This window comes from Halegenticoccus soli, assembly GCF_002844195.1.
In the GTDB taxonomy this organism is placed as follows: Archaea; Halobacteriota; Halobacteria; order Halobacteriales; family Haloferacaceae; genus Halegenticoccus; species Halegenticoccus soli.
In genome coordinates this window covers 23,989-39,828 of record NZ_PEND01000010.1, presented here as the reverse complement: position 1 = coordinate 39,828, position 15,840 = coordinate 23,989, and the positions used below count along the sequence as shown (strand labels likewise).

Below are 15,840 nucleotides of genomic sequence, written 5' to 3'. Positions count from 1 at the left end.
CAAGGGCGCGCCGGGACCACTGTCCGGTATGACAGTCATCGTCGTCCTCGCGGATCCGCCCCGGGAGGGGTTGGTGCTGCCGGAGCTGGCCGAGACGAGCCCGCTCACGGAGGCCGAGGCGGCCGAGCTCTACGCCGTGATGGTGAAGGACGCCCTCCTCGCCGCGGAGCGTTCCGGCGGGGAGTTGCTCGTGAACTACCGGCCGGACGACCTACTTCCGGACGAGTACGCGGGCGACGAGAGCGCCGAGGCGGAGGTGCGCGCGCTCGCGGCCGACGCGCTCGGTGGGGTCGAGGACGTGCGCTTCGAGGTGCAGGTGGGGTCGACCTTCGACGCCCGCGCGGGCAACGCGGCGACGCACCTCCTGCGGGAGGAGGGCGTGCAGTCGGTCGCGGTCGTCCGCGGGTCCGCCGCGTTCCTCACGCGAACGATCGTCGACTCGGCGGCGATGAAGCTCCGAACGAACGAGGTGGTCCTCGGACCGGCGACCGGCGGCCGCGCGTACTACGCCGGGTTCACGGAACCGATCGACTACGCCGGCGCGTTCGCGCCGCCCGAGCTTGAGACGCTGACGGCGCGGGCGACGGACGCCGGCCACAGCGTCGAGTTCCTCCCGATGCAGCCGGTCGTCGAGCGGGGAGACGATCTGCTCCACCTCCTCCCCCTGCTCGAAGCGCGGATCGAGGCCCGTCGCATCGTCCCGAAGCACGCGGCGACCTTCGTCCGCGAGAAGGGCCTTCGCGCGGAGTTCGGCGACGGGGAGCCCCGCGTCGTCCGGGAGTGACGGCGACCGACAAACCTTAGGATCGTCCCCCGGTAGAGTGCGGTGCCGGTGGGATGGCAGAGTGGACTATTGCGCCTGCCTTGAAAGCAGGTGGCCTTCGGCCTCCTGGGTTCGAATCCCAGTCCCACCGCCTTCTGAGGCGGCTGACCGGGGAGGGCCGGGCGTGCTCGCACAACTAGCGGCACGACGGTGCGACGGCACGGTGACAGCGCACCGATAGCGGACTGATAGCGGACCGATAGCGCACCGACACCGCGTCTGATCCCCCGCGCGCGTCGGTCCCACGTCTACTCCCCGCGGATCCTGAAGTACTCATTCGCTTGACAAAGGCTCATTACCGAAACGGACGAACGACACGATATGTCCCACAGTCCCGAGCGCCCCGTCGAGTTCGTCTGCGAGAACTGCCACGTCATTTACGCCGGAACCGTCTTCCGCGAGGAGGGGGGCGGCCACCGGTACGAACCGCCGGAGGAGTGCGCTGCGTGCGGCGCGCGCGAGTTCGTCGAATTGACCCAGTACCCGCACGCGGCGGCCCACACGGAGTAAGGGTAGCGACCGACCTTCGCCCCGCGTCGTCGCCCGGCAGCGAGCGCGGAGAGCGTAACGGCTTTGAGCCGTCCGGGCAAGCCACGAGTATGGACTGGCCCCACGACCCCGACGGCGAGCAGGGCAGCGAGGGAATGCGCAAGTACGGCCACGCCGTCATCGCCAAGAAGGTGGACGAAGACGAGGACTTCCCGCTGTCGCGCGACGAGTTCGTCGCCGAGTACGGCGACGACCCGATCCGCCTCGACTACGAGCGCGTCGTGAGCCTCCGCGAAATCTTCGAAGCCGTGGACAAAGAGGAGTTCTCGGACTTCGTCGACTTCCACAGGGCCGTCGGCCGCGCGATGCGCGCGGAGGGCTTCTGGTTCTACGAGGGCGCGGACGCGTTCGTGAAGGGGAACAAGGCCTGATCGCGTCGGGAGAAGGCACCCGCCGCCCGCTCAGTTCTCCGGCCCGTCGAGCGGAACCCGACCGACCATCTCCCGCTCCGGCGCGTCGCGTTCCCAGCGTCTGACCCCGTCGTCCCCTACTTCGGACTGCACCTTCTCCTCCAGCAGGTTCACCGCCACGTTGTTCGCCCCCTCGGGGATGATGAGGTCGGCGTGTTTCTTCGTCGATTCGACGAACTGCTCGTGCATCGGCTTGACCGTCGAGAGGTACTGGTCGATGACCCCGTCGAGGCCCCGACCGCGCTCGATGACGTCGCGCTGGATCCGCCGGAGGATGCGCACGTCCGCGTCCGTTTCGACGTACAGCCGGAGGTCGAGCATCTCGGTTATCCGCTCGTCGTAGAGCGCGAGGATGCCTTCGAGAACGATCACGTCGGTCGGCTCCACGCGGATCCGCTCGTCCTTCCGGTTGTGGACCTCGAAGTCGTACTGGGGCATCTCGACCGGCCGCCCTTCGAGCAGGTCGGTCAGGTGCTCGTACAGCAGGTCCCACTCGAACGCCGACGGGTGATCGTAGTTCACCTCCTGTCGGTCGGCCACGTCGAGGTGACTCAGATCCAGGTAGTAGTTGTCCAGCGGGATCCGCGTCACCGACTCCCCGACGCTTTCGGTGACGAGCCGCGCGACGGTCGTCTTGCCGGCTCCGGTCCCGCCCGCGATGCCGATGACGAACGACGGGATGGTCATCACCGGGAGACGGTCGGGCAACGGTTTGAAAGCTGCTGTTTGCTCTCCGTAGTAGTCGCTTGTTCACACTCGACACGCCGGATCGGATTCAGCAGCCCTTATCAGGAGCTGGACGTAGCTCAGAACTGTGACGAACGCGCAGCTCACCCAGATCCAGATCGACAACTACGGTCCCTGGACGGTCACGCCGGAGCCCCGCCGCGAGATGGACCTCCAGACGCTTCAGTCGCGCCTGTTCGCCGATCTCGCCCAGTTCGTCGGCTCGCGCGACGGCTACGTCTTCTTCACTCGCTTCGACAACATGGTCGCCCTCACCAACGGGATCGGCCGCGACGCCCACCGGCTCCTCCAGGAGACGATCGCAAACCGCTATCCAGTCACCGTCAGCCTCGGCGTGGCGGCCGCGCCGCGACCGATCGACGCCCTCGCGGCGGCCAGCGAACGCCTGCAGGCCGTCGGCAGCGCGCAGGACGGCGACCGCCGCGAAGTGCTGTCGGGGGAGTTCCTCGCGGAGGCCGACCGCCGGGACGACGACGTGCGGATCGCCCACTTCGACGTGAACGACGCGACCGGCCGGTACACCGACCAGCTCAACGAGTTCGACTCGTTCATCCACATCGAACAGGGGTACGCGTCGCTGATGCGGCACATGCGGGAAGAGCACGGGGCGCTATCGTTCTTCGTCGGCGGCGACAACGTCATCGCCATCGCGCCGGAGCTCTCCGCGTCCGACTACCGCGCGGCGCTGGAGGCCGTCGCGTCCGAGGCGGACGTCGAACTGAAAGTCGGGGTCGGAGCGGCGCGGAGCGCCCACGGCGCGGGGATGCGCGCCAAGCACGCGCTGGAATCGTGCCGGCGGACCGACGCTTCGGTCGTCTTCGAGCCGTAACGGCGCTCCGAACCCCTATATTTCGCCGCTCGTCTCATAAGCGTGCTGGAGGTACCTTTTAGCCGGGGTCTTCCGAATCACTATATATGCTAGGTGACGCCACGGTTCGAGATGTCATGACGAGGGAGTTCGTCGGGGTGAGCGAGTCCGACGCGGTCGGCGCGGCGGTGGAGCTGCTGCTGGACGAAGGGGTCGACTCCGCCGTCGTGCTGCGCGGACAGACCCCCGTCGGGATGCTGTCGGCCCGCGACGCGCTCGCGGCGTTCGTCAACGGCCGCGAGAACGGAGCCCTCGCGGACAACTCCGAGGGAGTGCTCGCTCGCGGCGAACCGAACCCGGCCGAGATGCGAGTGTCGCACGTCATGACCGCGCCGGCCCCCGAGATCGACGCGAGCGACGCGCTCTCGGAGGCCGAAGAGCGGATGGTTTCGGAGGCGGTCGGGCGGCTGCTCGTCGTCGAAGACGGCGGACTCGTCGGCGTGCTCACCGCCGGCGACCTGATGGCGGCGACGCGGTCGCACGCCTCGGAGGAGCAACACACCGTCGCCGAGGTCGCCGACGATCGGTCCGCTCCGGGGGCGAGCGAGAGCGCCTACGACGCGGACGAAACCGACTACGCGACGCAGAGCATCTGTGAGGTCTGCGGAACGTTCGCCGACGGGCTGACGAACGCCAACGGACAGCTCGTCTGCGCCGACTGTCTCGAGATATAACGTCCGGCGGGAGGATTCGACACGGTAGTCGGTGCAGAAAAGTCTTTGTTCGCCGGGAGAGTACTCCGCCGTTGCGGACGCCGAATGACGCGATCGGCTCGCGGGTCCCCGGGCGACCGGTGGGTGAACGGAATGAACATCGACACGCCGGAGATAGCGGAGGCTGACGTCGTCGCGGACCTCTGGGTGCGGCTCGCGCGCGGACAGCGCGAGTACGGCTCGCACCTGGCGGCGGACGCGAACCGCGCGGCGGTCCGCGAGGCGGTCACCCGACACATCGTCACGGACGGCCTGCTCGTCGCCCGCGACCCGGAGATCGTCGGGTTCGTGATGTTCGGCCTCGAAATCGGATCGTACGAACAGGAGGTCTGTCGCGGACTCGTTCGGAACCTCTACGTGCGCGCCGACCGCCGCGGCGAGGGGATCGGATCGGCGCTCATGGGCGCGGCCGAGGCCCGGCTGACCGCCCGCGGCGCGGACGTCGTCTCGCTCGAAGCGATGGCGAGCAACCGCGACGCGATCCGTTTTTACCGACGCCACGGATACCGGCCGCATCGGATCGAACTGGAAAAGCGCGTCGAAAGCGATAATAAGACAAGGGAAGACGGGTAACTACCGGCCGCGCCGGGCCAGGAGAGCATGGGCGGTTCATGCACTCGACTTGTAATCGAGACTTCGTGGGTTCGAATCCCACTCCTGGCTTGCCACGTCAGGGGCTCGATCCGATCGATTTTCTCACCGAGTACGACTACCTCTGGGCGGATTCTCACCGTGCAGCCGAAACGAAGGGGTTCGGGACGACGCGACGGGCGGCTACTCGTCGTTCGGCGGGCCGACGAGCAGCGTGTCCTCGACCAGCGCTCGGTGACCCCGGCGCATTCGTTCGGAGAGCGCTTGGTGAGAGACGTCGAGGTGATCGGCGAGGTCCTCCAACGTGCTTTCGCGGGGGACGTCGAAGTACCCGCGCTCGCAGGCCGTCCTGAGCGCTTCGTACTGCTCCTTCGAGAGGCCGTACCGACCGGCGGGCTCCCCGTTCAGTTCGCGGATCACGCCGACGTCGAAGGTGAGACCCTTGGCGCGACAGAACTCGTGGGTCTCGCTCACCGAATCGCGCGTCGGGTACATGATTCGGAGGGACCAGCTTCGGTCCGATCCGTACGCGTCCATGACCGTCGCGTTCGAGTTCGTGATCATGTGGAGCACGAGCTCCACGTGGTCGATCCACTCCATGCGGTACAGCTGTTCCGCCTCGAAGTCCGCGAGGAGCGAGAGGTTCTCTACGCTCGGGTCCTCATCGAGGCGCTCTTTCACCGTCTCGCTTTCGCCCCCGCGTATCCAGACGAGGGGCATGATCGCGTCCGGACCGCTCTTCACGATCCGTTCCACTTCGAACTCCAGTTCGGGATCCGCCGTCAACGTGTTGTAGAGGGCGAACTCGTCGGCCGGGATCGTCCCTCTCACGATCGTCGCCATGTAGATCCAGCTAGTTCGTCTGTCGCGCTTAACACTTCTCACCCGTCCACGCCGCGCTACGGTATCTCACTGTGCGCGAGTTCCTCTCGGCGGTTGTGGACCGAAGCCGGATTTCGGTCCCCGGTCGCGCTCGGCGCACCCGGGCGTTTGCGGGCGTGACGAACGACGAGAGCCGGGCGCGACCCGCAGCGGCACTTCGGACGTGATCACGAAAGCGGTTCGTCCTCGTCGGCCCACTCCGACAGTATGCGGCGACGCTGTGCGATCTCCCCCGCGTAGCCCGGTAGTATCACGCCCCGGTCCAGGTACAGTTGCCAGGCGATGTCCACCTCCCTCTCGTCCGCGGTACCGCGATCGAGATCTTGCTTGCTCATTGGCCACCTCCTCCCGGGGATCGTACGACCCGCACGCGGATAACCGCAGTCACTGTCCGAGTTATGAAACGTTCGGAACGCCGTCGGAAAGGAATGATGGCGCTCCGGAACGAACTGATCCGCGTGCGCCGAGTTCGGTCGGTCGACGCCGTCCGATCTCGTCTTGCGCGATCTCTGATAGGTGGGAAGATGGACTACGACTACGACAACCTCTGCGCCGATTGCCGGCGGCGCGTCGACTCCGTCGTCAACACGCCGCCGCCGCCGTGGGTCGACGGCCACGAGACGTGGTCGCCGACGGAGCGCGTCGGCGTTTCGCCGCCGGTCGATCCGACCGACTGTCAACGGTGTCGGAAGGCGGCGAACTGGTACGGATTCGGGGTGCACGGCGCCAACGCGAGCGGGTGCCCGAACTGCGGGTCGGCGCTCGTCGTCGGCCGCTCGGGGCGGTCGCGCTCCGACCGTCCGTATCGTCGCTGTCCCGAGTGCGCTCCGACGCTCACAGAGCGGGTGAGGCGATTCCTCCGGCGGATTCTCCCCTGACTGGTCCGACGGTCGCCCGCGTCTCGGACCGGCGCGACTCGCGGACCGCCCGCTCGCGCGTCGGACCTCCGGCTCCTGCACGTGTGTGGTACAAGGAGGCACCCCCGGAGAGGGGGCGCAAGTCATGAACTCGTTGTTTCGCGCACGGGACGGGGAGATCCGAGCGGATGGAACCGGTTCGATGCGTCCGGCTGAAACCGGGACCTTTTAACACCTTGTCAGAGGCACCGAGTTACGACGATGTTACGCTGTCCCGCTTCAGCGGTTTCCCCGTCGGTGATCAGTTCTCGAATATCCGCGTTAAGAAGTTTGCTTGTCTTCTCAACGTCTTTTTAAGCTCGACGAATATACCTTTCCGTGACACGAAAATCCGTTCGACGACGGCGAGGGGCTTCGAGTCCACGCACCGACGGGAAAGCCGGCCGACCGGCGGGTTACGCCGGCCTGGGCGTTCGGATTTCGACGGCCCGCCACGCGTTCGCGCGCACTCCGAGCGGCTCCAGCACGAGCGGAATCGACGTTCCGGCGGGGAGCGCCCGGAGCGTCGATTCCAACTCCGGAGTGGCGTATTCGACGACGTGCCGCGTCGCGTTCCGCTCTTCGACCTCGACGGTCATCGCGCCGTGGTCGTTCATCGGCCTGACGACGCGGACCGTCTCCCCCTCGGCGTTCTGACGTACCGCAGCCATGTTCCCGCGTACGCGCCTCGGCCGCTTAAGCTCTGATATGTCCGCTATCCCCCCGAACGGATGACTCAATAGGGGTACGTGTCGTCGAAGCGTCGGGGACTCCGTCGGTCGGGTTTTCACCGGATCGGGTGATTCCGCCTCGGGCTGTCAGTCCGCCGTCGGGGACGAACCGCCCGACCTGAGTATTCATGCGGAGCGCTTATTCGCGTCACCGCACGATTATCATTCCATGGGAGGTAATCCAGATTCTGACGAAGTGAGACGGATAAAAAAATTCCTCGCGGAGCCCCGGCACCGCCGCCACCCGGAGATGCTCGTGCCGGACGACGAGGAGTAGTCGCCGACCGGCGCGGTCCCGACGGCCCCGGAGTCGGAACCGCGCCGGATTTTCACTCGACGCTGGATTTTCCGACGGGTGAACATTTATTCCGAAAGAACGCCGTAGGTAACGGTATGGAGGGACCGGACCTGTTTTTCCTCGTCGTCGTGCTGCTGATCTTCGCGGTGATCCTGCTCGGACTCGTCCTCAGCTTCGTGTGAGAGCGGTCGACTCGCCGCGTCCGCCGGAGAGCCCGATGAGCCGCTCAGCGGAGGACGTACCGCTCGGCCTCTCGGCTGACCAGTCCCCGGTCGCGAAGCGTCGCGAGGATGCTGTACAGGGAGAGCTTCCGCATCCGGAGCGCGTCCTGGAGCTCCGTCACCGTCGCGGAGCCGTGCGTCGACAGGTAGAGGTAGACCAGTTTCGCCCGCGGCGACCGCAAGTCCCCGGGGATCGTCGTCTGCGTCGTCGTCCGCTGCATCATCGTACGCCCTCCCTCGGTTTCGACGATAATAAAACTTCCACTCGACAATTGTCGATCTCACGGGGCGGCCGCGTCGGGGCTCGTACGTCCGGTCGAGACGGTTTATTCGATTCCGCGTGAATTCTTCGAGGCGGTCGAGGCGGGCGCAACGCGGGGCGTTTTCGACCGTCGTCGACCATTGTTCGGCCGCCGTCGGTCGCGCTCCGCCGCGGCGGTGCGGAAAAGAGCGGAAGGGGCGGGATTCGAACCACGCGAAGCTGTATTAATCCGCCGCTCGGGTGTGAACCCTGAGGCGGCGATGCTCTACCACTGAGCTACCCTTCCTCTTCGGGGTACGCGGCGAGGACTTAATACCTTTGTCACTTCCGCGAAATCGGACGCCGGCTCGACGGTCGACTCGGACGGCCCGCGAGGGAGACGAGTGGCCGAACTGACCGGAAACCGACAGAAGAGACGGAATTGAGCGGATCGAGGAACTGAAACGGGGCGGCGGGGCTCAGTAGCTCCGGATCTTCGGCTCGTAGGTCTTCTCCTCGCCCTCGAGGAGGACCGGCTTGTACCACAGTTCCGGCTCGCCGTTGTTCCACGACAGCATCGTGTGTTTGAGCCAGTTCTCGTCGTCGCGCTCCTGGTGCTCCTGCCGCCAGTGCGCGCCGCGGAACTCGTTTCGCGCGAGCGCGCCCAGCGTGATCGTCTCGGCGATGTCTATCACGTTCCGCGTCTCGATCGTCTGCTGGAGGTCCGTGTTGAACGTCCGCGAGGGGTCGGCGACGTACACGTGCTGGTAGTCTTCGCGCGCCGCGCGGATCTCGCGGAGCGCCTTCTTGAGGCCCTCCTCGTTCCGGAAGACGTTGACCCACTTCGTCATCGCCTTCTGGACCCGGGCGCGGATCTCGGCGTGCTGGATGCCGTCGTCCTTGTTCATCAGGTACTCGACGCGGCGGCGCTCGGCCTCGACCGCGGCCTCTACCACCTCGTCCGGGTCGGTGAGCGTCGCGGCCCCGCCGTCGGCGACGGCCTCGTCGGAGATGCCCGCCTCGCCGAGCGCGACGGGCGAGTCGACCTCGCCCTCCTCGACGTCGCCCGCCTTGCCGGTCGTGAGCCTCGCCTCGCCGAGATCCGTGCCCGCGGCGTGCTGGCCCGCGCGCTTGCCGAACACGATGAGTTCGGGCAGCGCGTTGCCGCCGAGGCGGTTCGCGCCGTGAACGCTCACGCAGGCGCACTCGCCGGCCGCGTAGAGGCCGGAGATGCACGTCTCGCCGTTCTCGTCCGTCTCGATGCCGCCCATCTCGTAGTGCTGGCCGGGTTTCACCGGCATCGGCTCCTCCAGCCCGTCGACGCCTTCGAAGTCCTCTGCGAGGTGGAGGATGTTCTCCAGGCGGTCGATGATGCGCTCCTCGCCGAGGTGGCGCATGTCGAGGTGGACGTACTCGTCCTCGATGCCGCGCCCCTCGTTGACCTCCGTGAGTTCGGCCCGCGAGACCACGTCGCGGCTGGCGAGTTCGCCGGCGTTGTTCGCGTAGCCGCGTTCGAACATGAACCGCTCGCCCTCCGCGTTGTAGAGGATGCCGCCCTCGCCGCGGACCCCCTCGGAGATGAGGACGCCCGTCGACGGCAGGGTCGTCGGGTGGAACTGGACGAACTCCATGTCCTCAAGCGGGACGCCCGCGCGGTAGGCCATGGCCTGCCCGTCGCCCGTACAGGAGACGGCGTTCGTCGTGTGATCGTACGCCTGACCGGGGCCGCCGGTGGCGAGGATGACGCCGTTTCGCGCCTTGAAGCCCGCGACCTCGCCGGTCATCACGTCGTAGGCGACGACGCCGTGACAGCTACGGTCGCGCGGGTCCGGTTCGTCGGTCACCGCGAGGTTCATGACGTACCACTCGTCGTACACCGTGACGCCGCGCTTCACCACCTGCTCGTACAGCGTGTGCAGCAGGTGGTGGCCGGTCTCCGCGCCGGCGTACGTCGTCCGCGGGAACGACAGCCCGCCGAACGGCCGCTGGGAGACGCGTCCGTCCTCCTCGCGCGAGAAGGGCATCCCCCAGTGTTCGAGGGTGATGACGTCCTCGGGGGCGTCCTTACAGAGCGTTTCGATGGCGGGGGCGTCCCCGAGGTAGTCCGAGCCCTTCATCGTGTCGTAGGCGTGAGACTCCCAGGAGTCGCCCTCCCGCAGCGCCGCGTTGATCCCGCCCTCGGCCGCGCCGGTGTGGCTCCGGACCGGGTGGAGCTTCGTCACCATGGCGACGTCCGCTCCCTCCTCGTGAGCCGCAATGGCCGCCCGGAGGCCGGCACCGCCCGCGCCGACGACGAGTACGTCGTGTTCGTACATTGGATTCACCTTGCTGTTACCAGAACTTCAGGTTGTTCTTCACCGCTTCGCGCTTCAGCTCCTGGATGTGCTCCGTCAGCGGGATGTCCTTCGGACACACCATCGTACAGGAGAACTGGGTCTGGCACCGCCAGACGCCGTGTTCCTGCTCGATGATCCGCATGCGGTGCTGTTTCAGGTCCTCGCCCTCCCGCTCGTCCATGGCGAACCGGTACGCCTTGTTGATGGCCGCGGGGCCGAGGTACTCGTTGTCGCCGGCGGCGATGTTGCACGAGGAGTAGCAGGCGGCGCACCAGATGCACCGCGTGGACATCTTGATCTTCTCGTGGTTCTCCCGCGACTGGCGCTGTTCTTCCAGTTCGCCCTCCGGCAGCTCGTTCGTCTGGAAGTACGGCTCGACCGCCTCCATCTGGTCGTAGAAGTGCTCCATGTCCACGACGAGGTCCTTGACGACCTCCTGGTGGGGGAGCGGCTCGACGCGCACCGGCTCTTCCAGGTCCGAAAGCTGCGTCCGGCAGCCGAGCCGCTGGCGGCCGTTGATGAAGAACGCGTCGGACCCGCAGATGGCCTGCCGGCAGGAGTGGCGGAAGGTGAGGCTCGAATCGAAGCGGTCGCGGGCGTAGATGAGCGCGTCGAGGACGGTCATCCCCTGCCTGTAGGGGACGTGGAAGTCGTCGAAGCGCGGCTCCTGCTTGTCCGCGACCTCCGGGTCGTACCGGAACACCTTCAGGTGGTAGGTGTCCTCCTGCTCCGCCGTCTCCTTCGGCGACTCGATCTCCCTGCCGCGCTTTTCGCGGAGTCGCCGCTGCTGCGGCGAACTGGCGGCGATGATGTCCTCGTCCGCCGATTCGGTGTCGGTCTCGGTCTGGTTCTTGGGTTTCTGCTCTTGCGTGCTCATGCTAGATGATCTGGATGCCTGCCCATGCGTTCGCGGTGCGGATCCCCTGGACGATGAGGACGAGGCTCGCGAGGACGAGCGTCCACTTGACCGCCGTCTTCCTGCTGCCGGACAGCCCCTGGTTGATGAGCGCGTTGTACACCCCGTTGACGCCGTGGAACGTCGCCGTCACGAGAAACAGGATCATGAGCGAGTAGTAGGTCCACTGGGTCATGCGGGCCTGGCTCATCGCGAAGCTGACCTCGTCCGCGTGGTTGACGAAGTGGAGGAGGAAGAAGTGAAACGCCAGCACGATCACGAGGAACGCGGCCGTGATGCGCTGCCACAGCCAGCGGCGGCCGCCCGGCCGGAACGAGGAGTACCGTTCCGCCATCTTAGAACACCCCCGCGACGAACGTCGGGACGCTCGCCACGACGATCGCGCCCGTCAGGACGAGCGACGCGTAGAAGCTCTTGTCCTGCGCCTCCAGTCCGATGCCCAGGTCGACGAGAAGCAGTCGAAGCCCGTTGAGGATGTGGAACACCGCGACCGCCAGCAGCCCCACTTCGAGGATGCGGACGATCAGCAGGCTCTCGAGGGCCCGGATGGTCTCCGTGTACAGGATCTCGCCCGACAGCGCCGTCGACAGCACGGCGATGTGCGTGAACAGATAGCCCACGAGCACCCAGCCGGTGAACTTGTGGAAGATCCAGGCCCACATCCCGGCCGAGAACTCGCGCCACCTGCCGAAGTCCTCGACGAGGCCCCGATTGTAAGACTGACTCATGCTCGCTTTGAGTCTCGGAACCCGGGTGGTATAGAAGTTACGTAACCTCGCCCGCGTGCGCGTGAAAACCGGCAGTTCCTGCCCGTGTCGGCGGCCGATCGCCCGGTCGCCCGGCCCCTGCGTTTGACGTCGCACCCCGCGTCCGACGTCGCACCCCGCGTCCGACGTCACACCCTGTTTCCGACGTCACACCGTGCGTCCGACTTCCCGCCGCTACGTGTCGGCGGCGGAGTCCGGGGACTGTTCGCGCTCGACGACGCGCCGCGTCCGCTCGTCGAGCGCGACGAGGTGGCAGACCGGGTTGCCGGGGTAGACGACCGGGTTCTCCAGCACCCCGACGAGCAGCCCCGTGAAGGGCGCTTCGACGCCGACGTTGTCGTCCTTGAACGGGTTGGTGATCGTGCAGATCTGGTCGCCCTCGTGGACGAGCGCGCCGCGCTCGAAGTGCATGTCGACGATGCCGCCCGCGTCCGCCCGGATCCACGTCTTCTCCCTGTCGCCGGTGATGACCGTCCGCCAGCCCGGCCACCGGACGGTGCTCGTCTCCCTGAGGCCGTACTCGGCGAACACGCTCTCGACGCCCGCGAGCGCGTCGTCGATGAGCGCGCGCTGGAAGCGGTGCGCCTCCCCCATCTCGATCGTGATCGTCGGCGTGCCGGCCTTCGTCGCCTCGCCGCGGAGCGTCCCCTCGGGGCCCTCGCTGTCGATGATCACGTTCGTCCCGAACGCCTTCGCGAGGCGTTCGACGGCGGGGTCGGACATGTCCGCGCGGACGTGCAGCATGTTCGTCCGCCCGCGGGTCGACGTGTGGAAGTCCAGCCCCAGGTCGCAGGGTTCGATGAAGTTCGTGTAGATGACGTGCGCCATCCGCTTTGCGCTCGTCGATCCCTCCCGGCCCGGAAACGACCTGTTGAGGTCGCGATCGTAGATCGGGAGGTACCGCTGCTGGAAGAGGAACCCGGGGACGTTCAGGACCGGCAGGCAGACGAGGGTCCCCGCGAGGTCGGAGAGGTCCCACTCGTGTGCCACCTCGCGCACGACTTCGATGCCGTTGAGTTCGTCCCCGTGCGTCGCGGCCGTCAGGAACACGGTCGGCCCCGGACGCTCGCCGTTGATGATCGTTACCGGGATGCGGATCGGATCGCCGAGGTACGTCTCGCTGATCCCGTACCGGAGGTTCTGCGTCTCCCCCGGACCGACCTTCCCCCCGTTGTAGGTGAAGGTCCCGTCCTCGTTCATACCACCTCTCGGAGAGGACCGCATATATACCCGTCCCTCGCGTCCGGCCGCGATAACGGCGCGTTTAACGGGAGAAATCATATCCTATCTGACCCGTATCGGCCGATAACCGGCGATACAACCGGCATATCTTTGAAACCGGATGCGGATAGGTTGGGATACATGGGTATCACAGATGGGGACGACGTCCGAGTCGGCGTCCTGTCGCTGCACAACAGCAAGGAGACGAAGGCTATCCTGAACGCGGTAGAGGACCTTGGCCACACGCCCGTCTGGTTGCGCCGGGAGAACACCGCCATCAGCGTCGAGGACAGCGCGCTCACGGTGGAGCCGGAGGTCGACATCGTCGCGAACCGACTCCTGCTCTCGAACACGGAGGAGCCCGCGGAACTTCTGGGCCTGGCGACCACGTTCAACCGCATCCGACCGATGCTGAACGAGCCAGACGCCGTGCTGACGGCGATCCACAAGTTCGCGACGGCGGCGACGCTCGCGAACTGGAACATCCAGGTCCCCGACGCGCTGTTGGCGCTCTCGAACGACCGGCTCAACCAGGGCCGGGAGCGGTTCGGCGAGGTCGGCGTCTACAAGACCGCCATCGGCACCCACGGCGGCGGAACGTGGAAGGTCGATCTGACGGAGCCGGTGAACCCGAAGGTGGGCAACCGGCAGGCGTTCCTCCAGAAGCTCATCGAGCGCGACGAGACCCGCCACCGCGACCTCCGGGTGTACGTCGTCGGCGAGGAGATCATCGGCGCGATGTACCGCTACGCGCCCGAAGGGGACTGGCGGACGAACGTCGCCCTGGGCGGCGACGTGCAGAACGCGACCGACGAGCTGCCGGACGAGGCGGCCGAAATCGCCCTCTACGCGACCGACGTCATGGGGCTGGACTACGCGGGCGTCGACCTCGTCGAGGGCGAGGAGGGCTGGTTCGTCCTCGAAGTCAACCCCACCGCCGGATTCAAGGGGCTCTACAAGGCGACCGGCCGCAGTCCCGCGCCGTACATCGCGAAGATGGCCGTCGAGGCGGCGGGCGGCGACGTCGACGACGAGCGCGTCGCGGAGCTCGCGGCGACGCTGGACGACTCGGTGCCGGCGAGCATGCCGCGGGTCGAACCGCCGGAGCAGGAGGAGGTCCCGATCATCGGGTACATCGAGGAGGTCGTCGTCAGCGGCACCAGCGGGTCGACGCAGGCGCTCGCCAAGTCCGACACCGGAGCCACGCGGACCAGCATCGACACCCGCCTCGCCGCGGAGATCGGTGCGGGACCGATAAAGAGCATGACGCGCGTCAAATCCGGCAGCATGAAGCGGGGGAAGGCCCGGCCCGTGGTCGACCTCGTCATCGGTATCGGCGGCAAGCAGCACACCGTCACCGCGAGCGTCGAGGACCGGAGCCACATGGACTACCCGCTGCTCCTCGGCCGCGACATCCTCGAACACTACCGCGTCGACGTCCGCCGGCGGGCAGACGCGGACGTCCCGGACGACGAGCGCGAGGAGGAGTACCTCGAAGAGTAGCGGTAGCGCCCGCCGGACGCTGCGTCGCCTCCCGCCTACGACTCGTACTCGGCCCAGATATACCTGGTCGCGACGGAGCGGTACGGTCGCCACCGCTCGGCGACCTCCCGCATCTCCGCGCGGGTCATGCCGTCGCCGTTTCCGTACAGCTGTTCGATGCCCCGCCTGACGCCGAGGTCGCCGAGCGGGAGCACGTCCTCCCGCCCGAGGACGAACAGCAGGTACATGCGGGCGGTCCACTCGCCGATCCCCTTGATCCTCGTGAGTTCGTCGATGACCGCCTCGTCCGAGAGTTCGGCGAGCCCCTCGCGGGAGAGGTCCCGCTCTCGGAACGCGCGGGCGGCGTTCCGCACGTACTCGACCTTGGTGCGGCTGAGGCCCGCCCGGCGGAGCGCGTCCTCGTCGGCCGCGAGCACGCTCTCGGGCGTCACCTCGCCGAGGACCTCGAAGACGCGCTCGCGGACGGCGGCCGCCGACGCCGTGCTCAACTGCTGGTTGATGATCGACACGACCAGCCGCTCGTACTCGTTCGGGGCCGGCCTCGTCTCGATCGGTCCGTGCTCGTCGATGAGACGCGACATCACCGGATCTTCTCGAAGGACGGATTCTGCGTCTGCTGTCACGGTATCTCCGGCGTGGAGTATCGCGTCGACGGACTTAACGCGCACGACACCGGGCCCGATACCGTTCCGAATACGAATAAATTCATATACGATATGAATAATAACGGACACTACCGGAGGAACGATGATCCCTGAACACGTGAAAACGCTGCGGACGCTCGGCGAGGGGGAGCGGGGCTACCTGGTGCGGTACTCGGTGGACGAAGGAGAGCCGTTCGGCACGGCGATCGTCGAAGCGGTCGAGGCGATCGATCCCGGAGGGTCGATACGGGACGAACCGCTCGACGTCGCCGTCGACGCGGACGCGCTGGACAACCTCTTCGGAGCGCAGTACGACGGGACGCCGCGGGGGGACGGCGTCGTCGTCTTCGAACACTGGGGGCTGCTCATCGTCGTCGAGACGAGCGGCGCGGTGTTCGTGTACGACGCCCCGGAGGGCGGACCGCCGAGCGCCGAATAAACTTCCCGTCCGTTGTGAATTCGGACGAGGGAAACGTTCAAACA

General features: G+C 66.8%; 20 protein-coding genes and 3 tRNA genes. 11 read left to right on the top strand and 12 right to left on the bottom strand.

Annotated features, from left to right (window positions below):
- Nucleotides 1–28: 28 nt before the first annotated feature.
- The 4 genes from CNO20_RS20945 to CNO20_RS20930 all read left to right on the top strand — a co-directional run bounded on the left by CNO20_RS20945 (nt 29) and on the right by CNO20_RS20930 (nt 1,743).
- Nucleotides 29–784, top strand: a complete 756-nt coding sequence (locus tag CNO20_RS20945; RefSeq protein ID WP_101298155.1) for a glycosyltransferase family protein — start codon at nt 29–31, stop codon at nt 782–784.
- Nucleotides 785–831: 47 nt separating this feature from the next.
- Nucleotides 832–914, top strand: a tRNA-Ser gene (locus tag CNO20_RS20940).
- Nucleotides 915–1,144: 230 nt separating this feature from the next.
- Entirely contained in the window at nt 1,145–1,333 is a 189-nt protein-coding gene (locus tag CNO20_RS20935; protein ID WP_101298154.1) for a hypothetical protein, read from the top strand.
- Nucleotides 1,334–1,422: 89 nt separating this feature from the next.
- Complete coding sequence (locus tag CNO20_RS20930; protein WP_101298153.1) at nt 1,423–1,743, top strand: DUF5785 family protein; 321 nt, start codon at nt 1,423–1,425, stop codon at nt 1,741–1,743.
- Between the two features lie 30 nt (nt 1,744–1,773).
- Here the strand turns inward: CNO20_RS20930 and udk are convergent, their stop codons facing one another.
- Nucleotides 1,774–2,469 (bottom strand): uridine kinase, encoded by a 696-nt coding sequence (gene udk, locus CNO20_RS20925; protein WP_101298152.1) that lies wholly within the window; start codon nt 2,467–2,469, stop codon nt 1,774–1,776.
- Between the two features lie 127 nt (nt 2,470–2,596).
- Between udk and CNO20_RS20920 the strand changes: the two genes are divergently transcribed.
- The 4 genes from CNO20_RS20920 to CNO20_RS20905 all read left to right on the top strand — a co-directional run bounded on the left by CNO20_RS20920 (nt 2,597) and on the right by CNO20_RS20905 (nt 4,773).
- Nucleotides 2,597–3,358, top strand: coding sequence for a GTP cyclohydrolase III (locus tag CNO20_RS20920; protein ID WP_101298151.1), 762 nt, complete (start codon nt 2,597–2,599; stop codon nt 3,356–3,358).
- A gap of 86 nt (nt 3,359–3,444) precedes the next feature.
- The gene (locus CNO20_RS20915) at nt 3,445–4,071 is read left to right on the top strand and encodes a CBS domain-containing protein (RefSeq protein ID WP_101298150.1); all 627 of its coding nucleotides are present in this window, start codon (nt 3,445–3,447) and stop codon (nt 4,069–4,071) included.
- A 132-nt stretch (nt 4,072–4,203) separates the two neighbouring features.
- A complete protein-coding gene (locus CNO20_RS20910; RefSeq protein WP_101298234.1) occupies nt 4,204–4,683 on the top strand; it encodes a GNAT family N-acetyltransferase in 480 nt (159 codons plus the stop codon).
- A gap of 16 nt (nt 4,684–4,699) precedes the next feature.
- A tRNA-Thr gene (locus tag CNO20_RS20905) sits at nt 4,700–4,773 on the top strand.
- Nucleotides 4,774–4,884: 111 nt separating this feature from the next.
- Here the strand turns inward: CNO20_RS20905 and CNO20_RS20900 are convergent.
- Entirely contained in the window at nt 4,885–5,544 is a 660-nt protein-coding gene (locus CNO20_RS20900; protein WP_101298149.1) for a helix-turn-helix domain-containing protein, read from the bottom strand.
- A 206-nt stretch (nt 5,545–5,750) separates the two neighbouring features.
- A complete protein-coding gene (locus tag CNO20_RS23565; RefSeq protein ID WP_199174950.1) occupies nt 5,751–5,918 on the bottom strand; it encodes a hypothetical protein in 168 nt (55 codons plus the stop codon).
- A 189-nt stretch (nt 5,919–6,107) separates the two neighbouring features.
- On the opposite strand from CNO20_RS23565, the gene CNO20_RS20895 reads away from it, so the two are divergent.
- Nucleotides 6,108–6,461 (top strand): hypothetical protein, encoded by a 354-nt coding sequence (locus CNO20_RS20895; RefSeq protein ID WP_143423310.1) that lies wholly within the window; start codon nt 6,108–6,110, stop codon nt 6,459–6,461.
- A 434-nt stretch (nt 6,462–6,895) separates the two neighbouring features.
- On the opposite strand, the gene CNO20_RS20890 is transcribed toward CNO20_RS20895, so the two are convergent.
- The 8 genes from CNO20_RS20890 to CNO20_RS20855 form a co-directional block, all read right to left on the bottom strand.
- Entirely contained in the window at nt 6,896–7,150 is a 255-nt protein-coding gene (locus CNO20_RS20890) for a DUF7999 family protein (protein ID WP_101298147.1), read from the bottom strand.
- Nucleotides 7,151–7,734: 584 nt separating this feature from the next.
- A complete protein-coding gene (locus tag CNO20_RS20885; RefSeq protein ID WP_101298233.1) occupies nt 7,735–7,950 on the bottom strand; it encodes a helix-turn-helix domain-containing protein in 216 nt (71 codons plus the stop codon).
- 230 nt (nt 7,951–8,180) lie between these two features.
- Nucleotides 8,181–8,277 (bottom strand) — tRNA-Leu (locus tag CNO20_RS20880).
- A 172-nt stretch (nt 8,278–8,449) separates the two neighbouring features.
- On the bottom strand, nt 8,450–10,285 hold the full coding sequence (locus CNO20_RS20875; RefSeq protein ID WP_101298146.1) for an FAD-binding protein: 1,836 nt from the start codon (nt 10,283–10,285) through the stop codon (nt 8,450–8,452).
- Between the two features lie 16 nt (nt 10,286–10,301).
- The gene (locus CNO20_RS20870) at nt 10,302–11,183 is read right to left on the bottom strand and encodes a succinate dehydrogenase/fumarate reductase iron-sulfur subunit (protein WP_101298145.1); all 882 of its coding nucleotides are present in this window, start codon (nt 11,181–11,183) and stop codon (nt 10,302–10,304) included.
- 1 nt (nt 11,184) lies between these two features.
- The gene (locus tag CNO20_RS20865) at nt 11,185–11,556 is read right to left on the bottom strand and encodes a succinate dehydrogenase hydrophobic membrane anchor subunit (protein ID WP_101298144.1); all 372 of its coding nucleotides are present in this window, start codon (nt 11,554–11,556) and stop codon (nt 11,185–11,187) included.
- A 1-nt stretch (nt 11,557) separates the two neighbouring features.
- Nucleotides 11,558–11,950 (bottom strand): succinate dehydrogenase, cytochrome b556 subunit, encoded by a 393-nt coding sequence (sdhC, locus tag CNO20_RS20860; RefSeq protein WP_101298143.1) that lies wholly within the window; start codon nt 11,948–11,950, stop codon nt 11,558–11,560.
- 213 nt (nt 11,951–12,163) lie between these two features.
- A complete protein-coding gene (locus CNO20_RS20855) occupies nt 12,164–13,189 on the bottom strand; it encodes a succinylglutamate desuccinylase/aspartoacylase family protein (RefSeq protein ID WP_101298142.1) in 1,026 nt (341 codons plus the stop codon).
- 162 nt (nt 13,190–13,351) lie between these two features.
- Between CNO20_RS20855 and CNO20_RS20850 the strand changes: the two genes are divergently transcribed.
- Nucleotides 13,352–14,713 carry a RimK family alpha-L-glutamate ligase gene (locus tag CNO20_RS20850; protein WP_101298141.1) on the top strand — a complete coding sequence of 454 codons (1,362 nt, stop codon included), beginning with the start codon at nt 13,352–13,354 and terminating at the stop codon, nt 14,711–14,713.
- Between the two features lie 35 nt (nt 14,714–14,748).
- Here the strand turns inward: CNO20_RS20850 and CNO20_RS20845 are convergent, their stop codons facing one another.
- Nucleotides 14,749–15,294: a DNA-3-methyladenine glycosylase family protein gene (locus CNO20_RS20845; RefSeq protein ID WP_199174949.1), complete on the bottom strand. Its 546-nt coding sequence runs from the start codon at nt 15,292–15,294 to the stop codon at nt 14,749–14,751.
- Between the two features lie 166 nt (nt 15,295–15,460).
- Here CNO20_RS20845 and CNO20_RS20840 point away from each other — a divergent pair, with 166 nt between their 5' ends.
- Nucleotides 15,461–15,796 (top strand): HalOD1 output domain-containing protein, encoded by a 336-nt coding sequence (locus tag CNO20_RS20840; RefSeq protein ID WP_101298140.1) that lies wholly within the window; start codon nt 15,461–15,463, stop codon nt 15,794–15,796.
- The last annotated feature ends 44 nt before the right edge of the window (nt 15,797–15,840 follow it).

Coding starts and splice junctions, on each gene's coding strand:
- sdhC (WP_101298143.1), bottom strand. CDS start 11,950: ATGAGTCAGTCTTACAATCGGGGCCTCGTCGAGGACTTCGGCAGGTGG.
- CNO20_RS20875 (WP_101298146.1), bottom strand. CDS start 10,285: ATGTACGAACACGACGTACTCGTCGTCGGCGCGGGCGGTGCCGGCCTC.
- CNO20_RS23565 (WP_199174950.1), bottom strand. CDS start 5,918: ATGAGCAAGCAAGATCTCGATCGCGGTACCGCGGACGAGAGGGAGGTG.
- udk (WP_101298152.1), bottom strand. CDS start 2,469: ATGACCATCCCGTCGTTCGTCATCGGCATCGCGGGCGGGACCGGAGCC.
- CNO20_RS20945 (WP_101298155.1), top strand. CDS start 29: ATGACAGTCATCGTCGTCCTCGCGGATCCGCCCCGGGAGGGGTTGGTG.
- CNO20_RS20845 (WP_199174949.1), bottom strand. CDS start 15,294: ATGTCGCGTCTCATCGACGAGCACGGACCGATCGAGACGAGGCCGGCC.
- CNO20_RS20890 (WP_101298147.1), bottom strand. CDS start 7,150: ATGGCTGCGGTACGTCAGAACGCCGAGGGGGAGACGGTCCGCGTCGTC.
- CNO20_RS20930 (WP_101298153.1), top strand. CDS start 1,423: ATGGACTGGCCCCACGACCCCGACGGCGAGCAGGGCAGCGAGGGAATG.
- CNO20_RS20915 (WP_101298150.1), top strand. CDS start 3,445: ATGCTAGGTGACGCCACGGTTCGAGATGTCATGACGAGGGAGTTCGTC.
- CNO20_RS20855 (WP_101298142.1), bottom strand. CDS start 13,189: ATGAACGAGGACGGGACCTTCACCTACAACGGGGGGAAGGTCGGTCCG.
- CNO20_RS20935 (WP_101298154.1), top strand. CDS start 1,145: ATGTCCCACAGTCCCGAGCGCCCCGTCGAGTTCGTCTGCGAGAACTGC.
- CNO20_RS20885 (WP_101298233.1), bottom strand. CDS start 7,950: ATGCAGCGGACGACGACGCAGACGACGATCCCCGGGGACTTGCGGTCG.
- CNO20_RS20910 (WP_101298234.1), top strand. CDS start 4,204: ATGAACATCGACACGCCGGAGATAGCGGAGGCTGACGTCGTCGCGGAC.
- CNO20_RS20840 (WP_101298140.1), top strand. CDS start 15,461: ATGATCCCTGAACACGTGAAAACGCTGCGGACGCTCGGCGAGGGGGAG.
- CNO20_RS20865 (WP_101298144.1), bottom strand. CDS start 11,556: ATGGCGGAACGGTACTCCTCGTTCCGGCCGGGCGGCCGCCGCTGGCTG.
- CNO20_RS20870 (WP_101298145.1), bottom strand. CDS start 11,183: ATGAGCACGCAAGAGCAGAAACCCAAGAACCAGACCGAGACCGACACC.
- CNO20_RS20900 (WP_101298149.1), bottom strand. CDS start 5,544: ATGGCGACGATCGTGAGAGGGACGATCCCGGCCGACGAGTTCGCCCTC.
- CNO20_RS20850 (WP_101298141.1), top strand. CDS start 13,352: ATGGGTATCACAGATGGGGACGACGTCCGAGTCGGCGTCCTGTCGCTG.
- CNO20_RS20895 (WP_143423310.1), top strand. CDS start 6,108: ATGGACTACGACTACGACAACCTCTGCGCCGATTGCCGGCGGCGCGTC.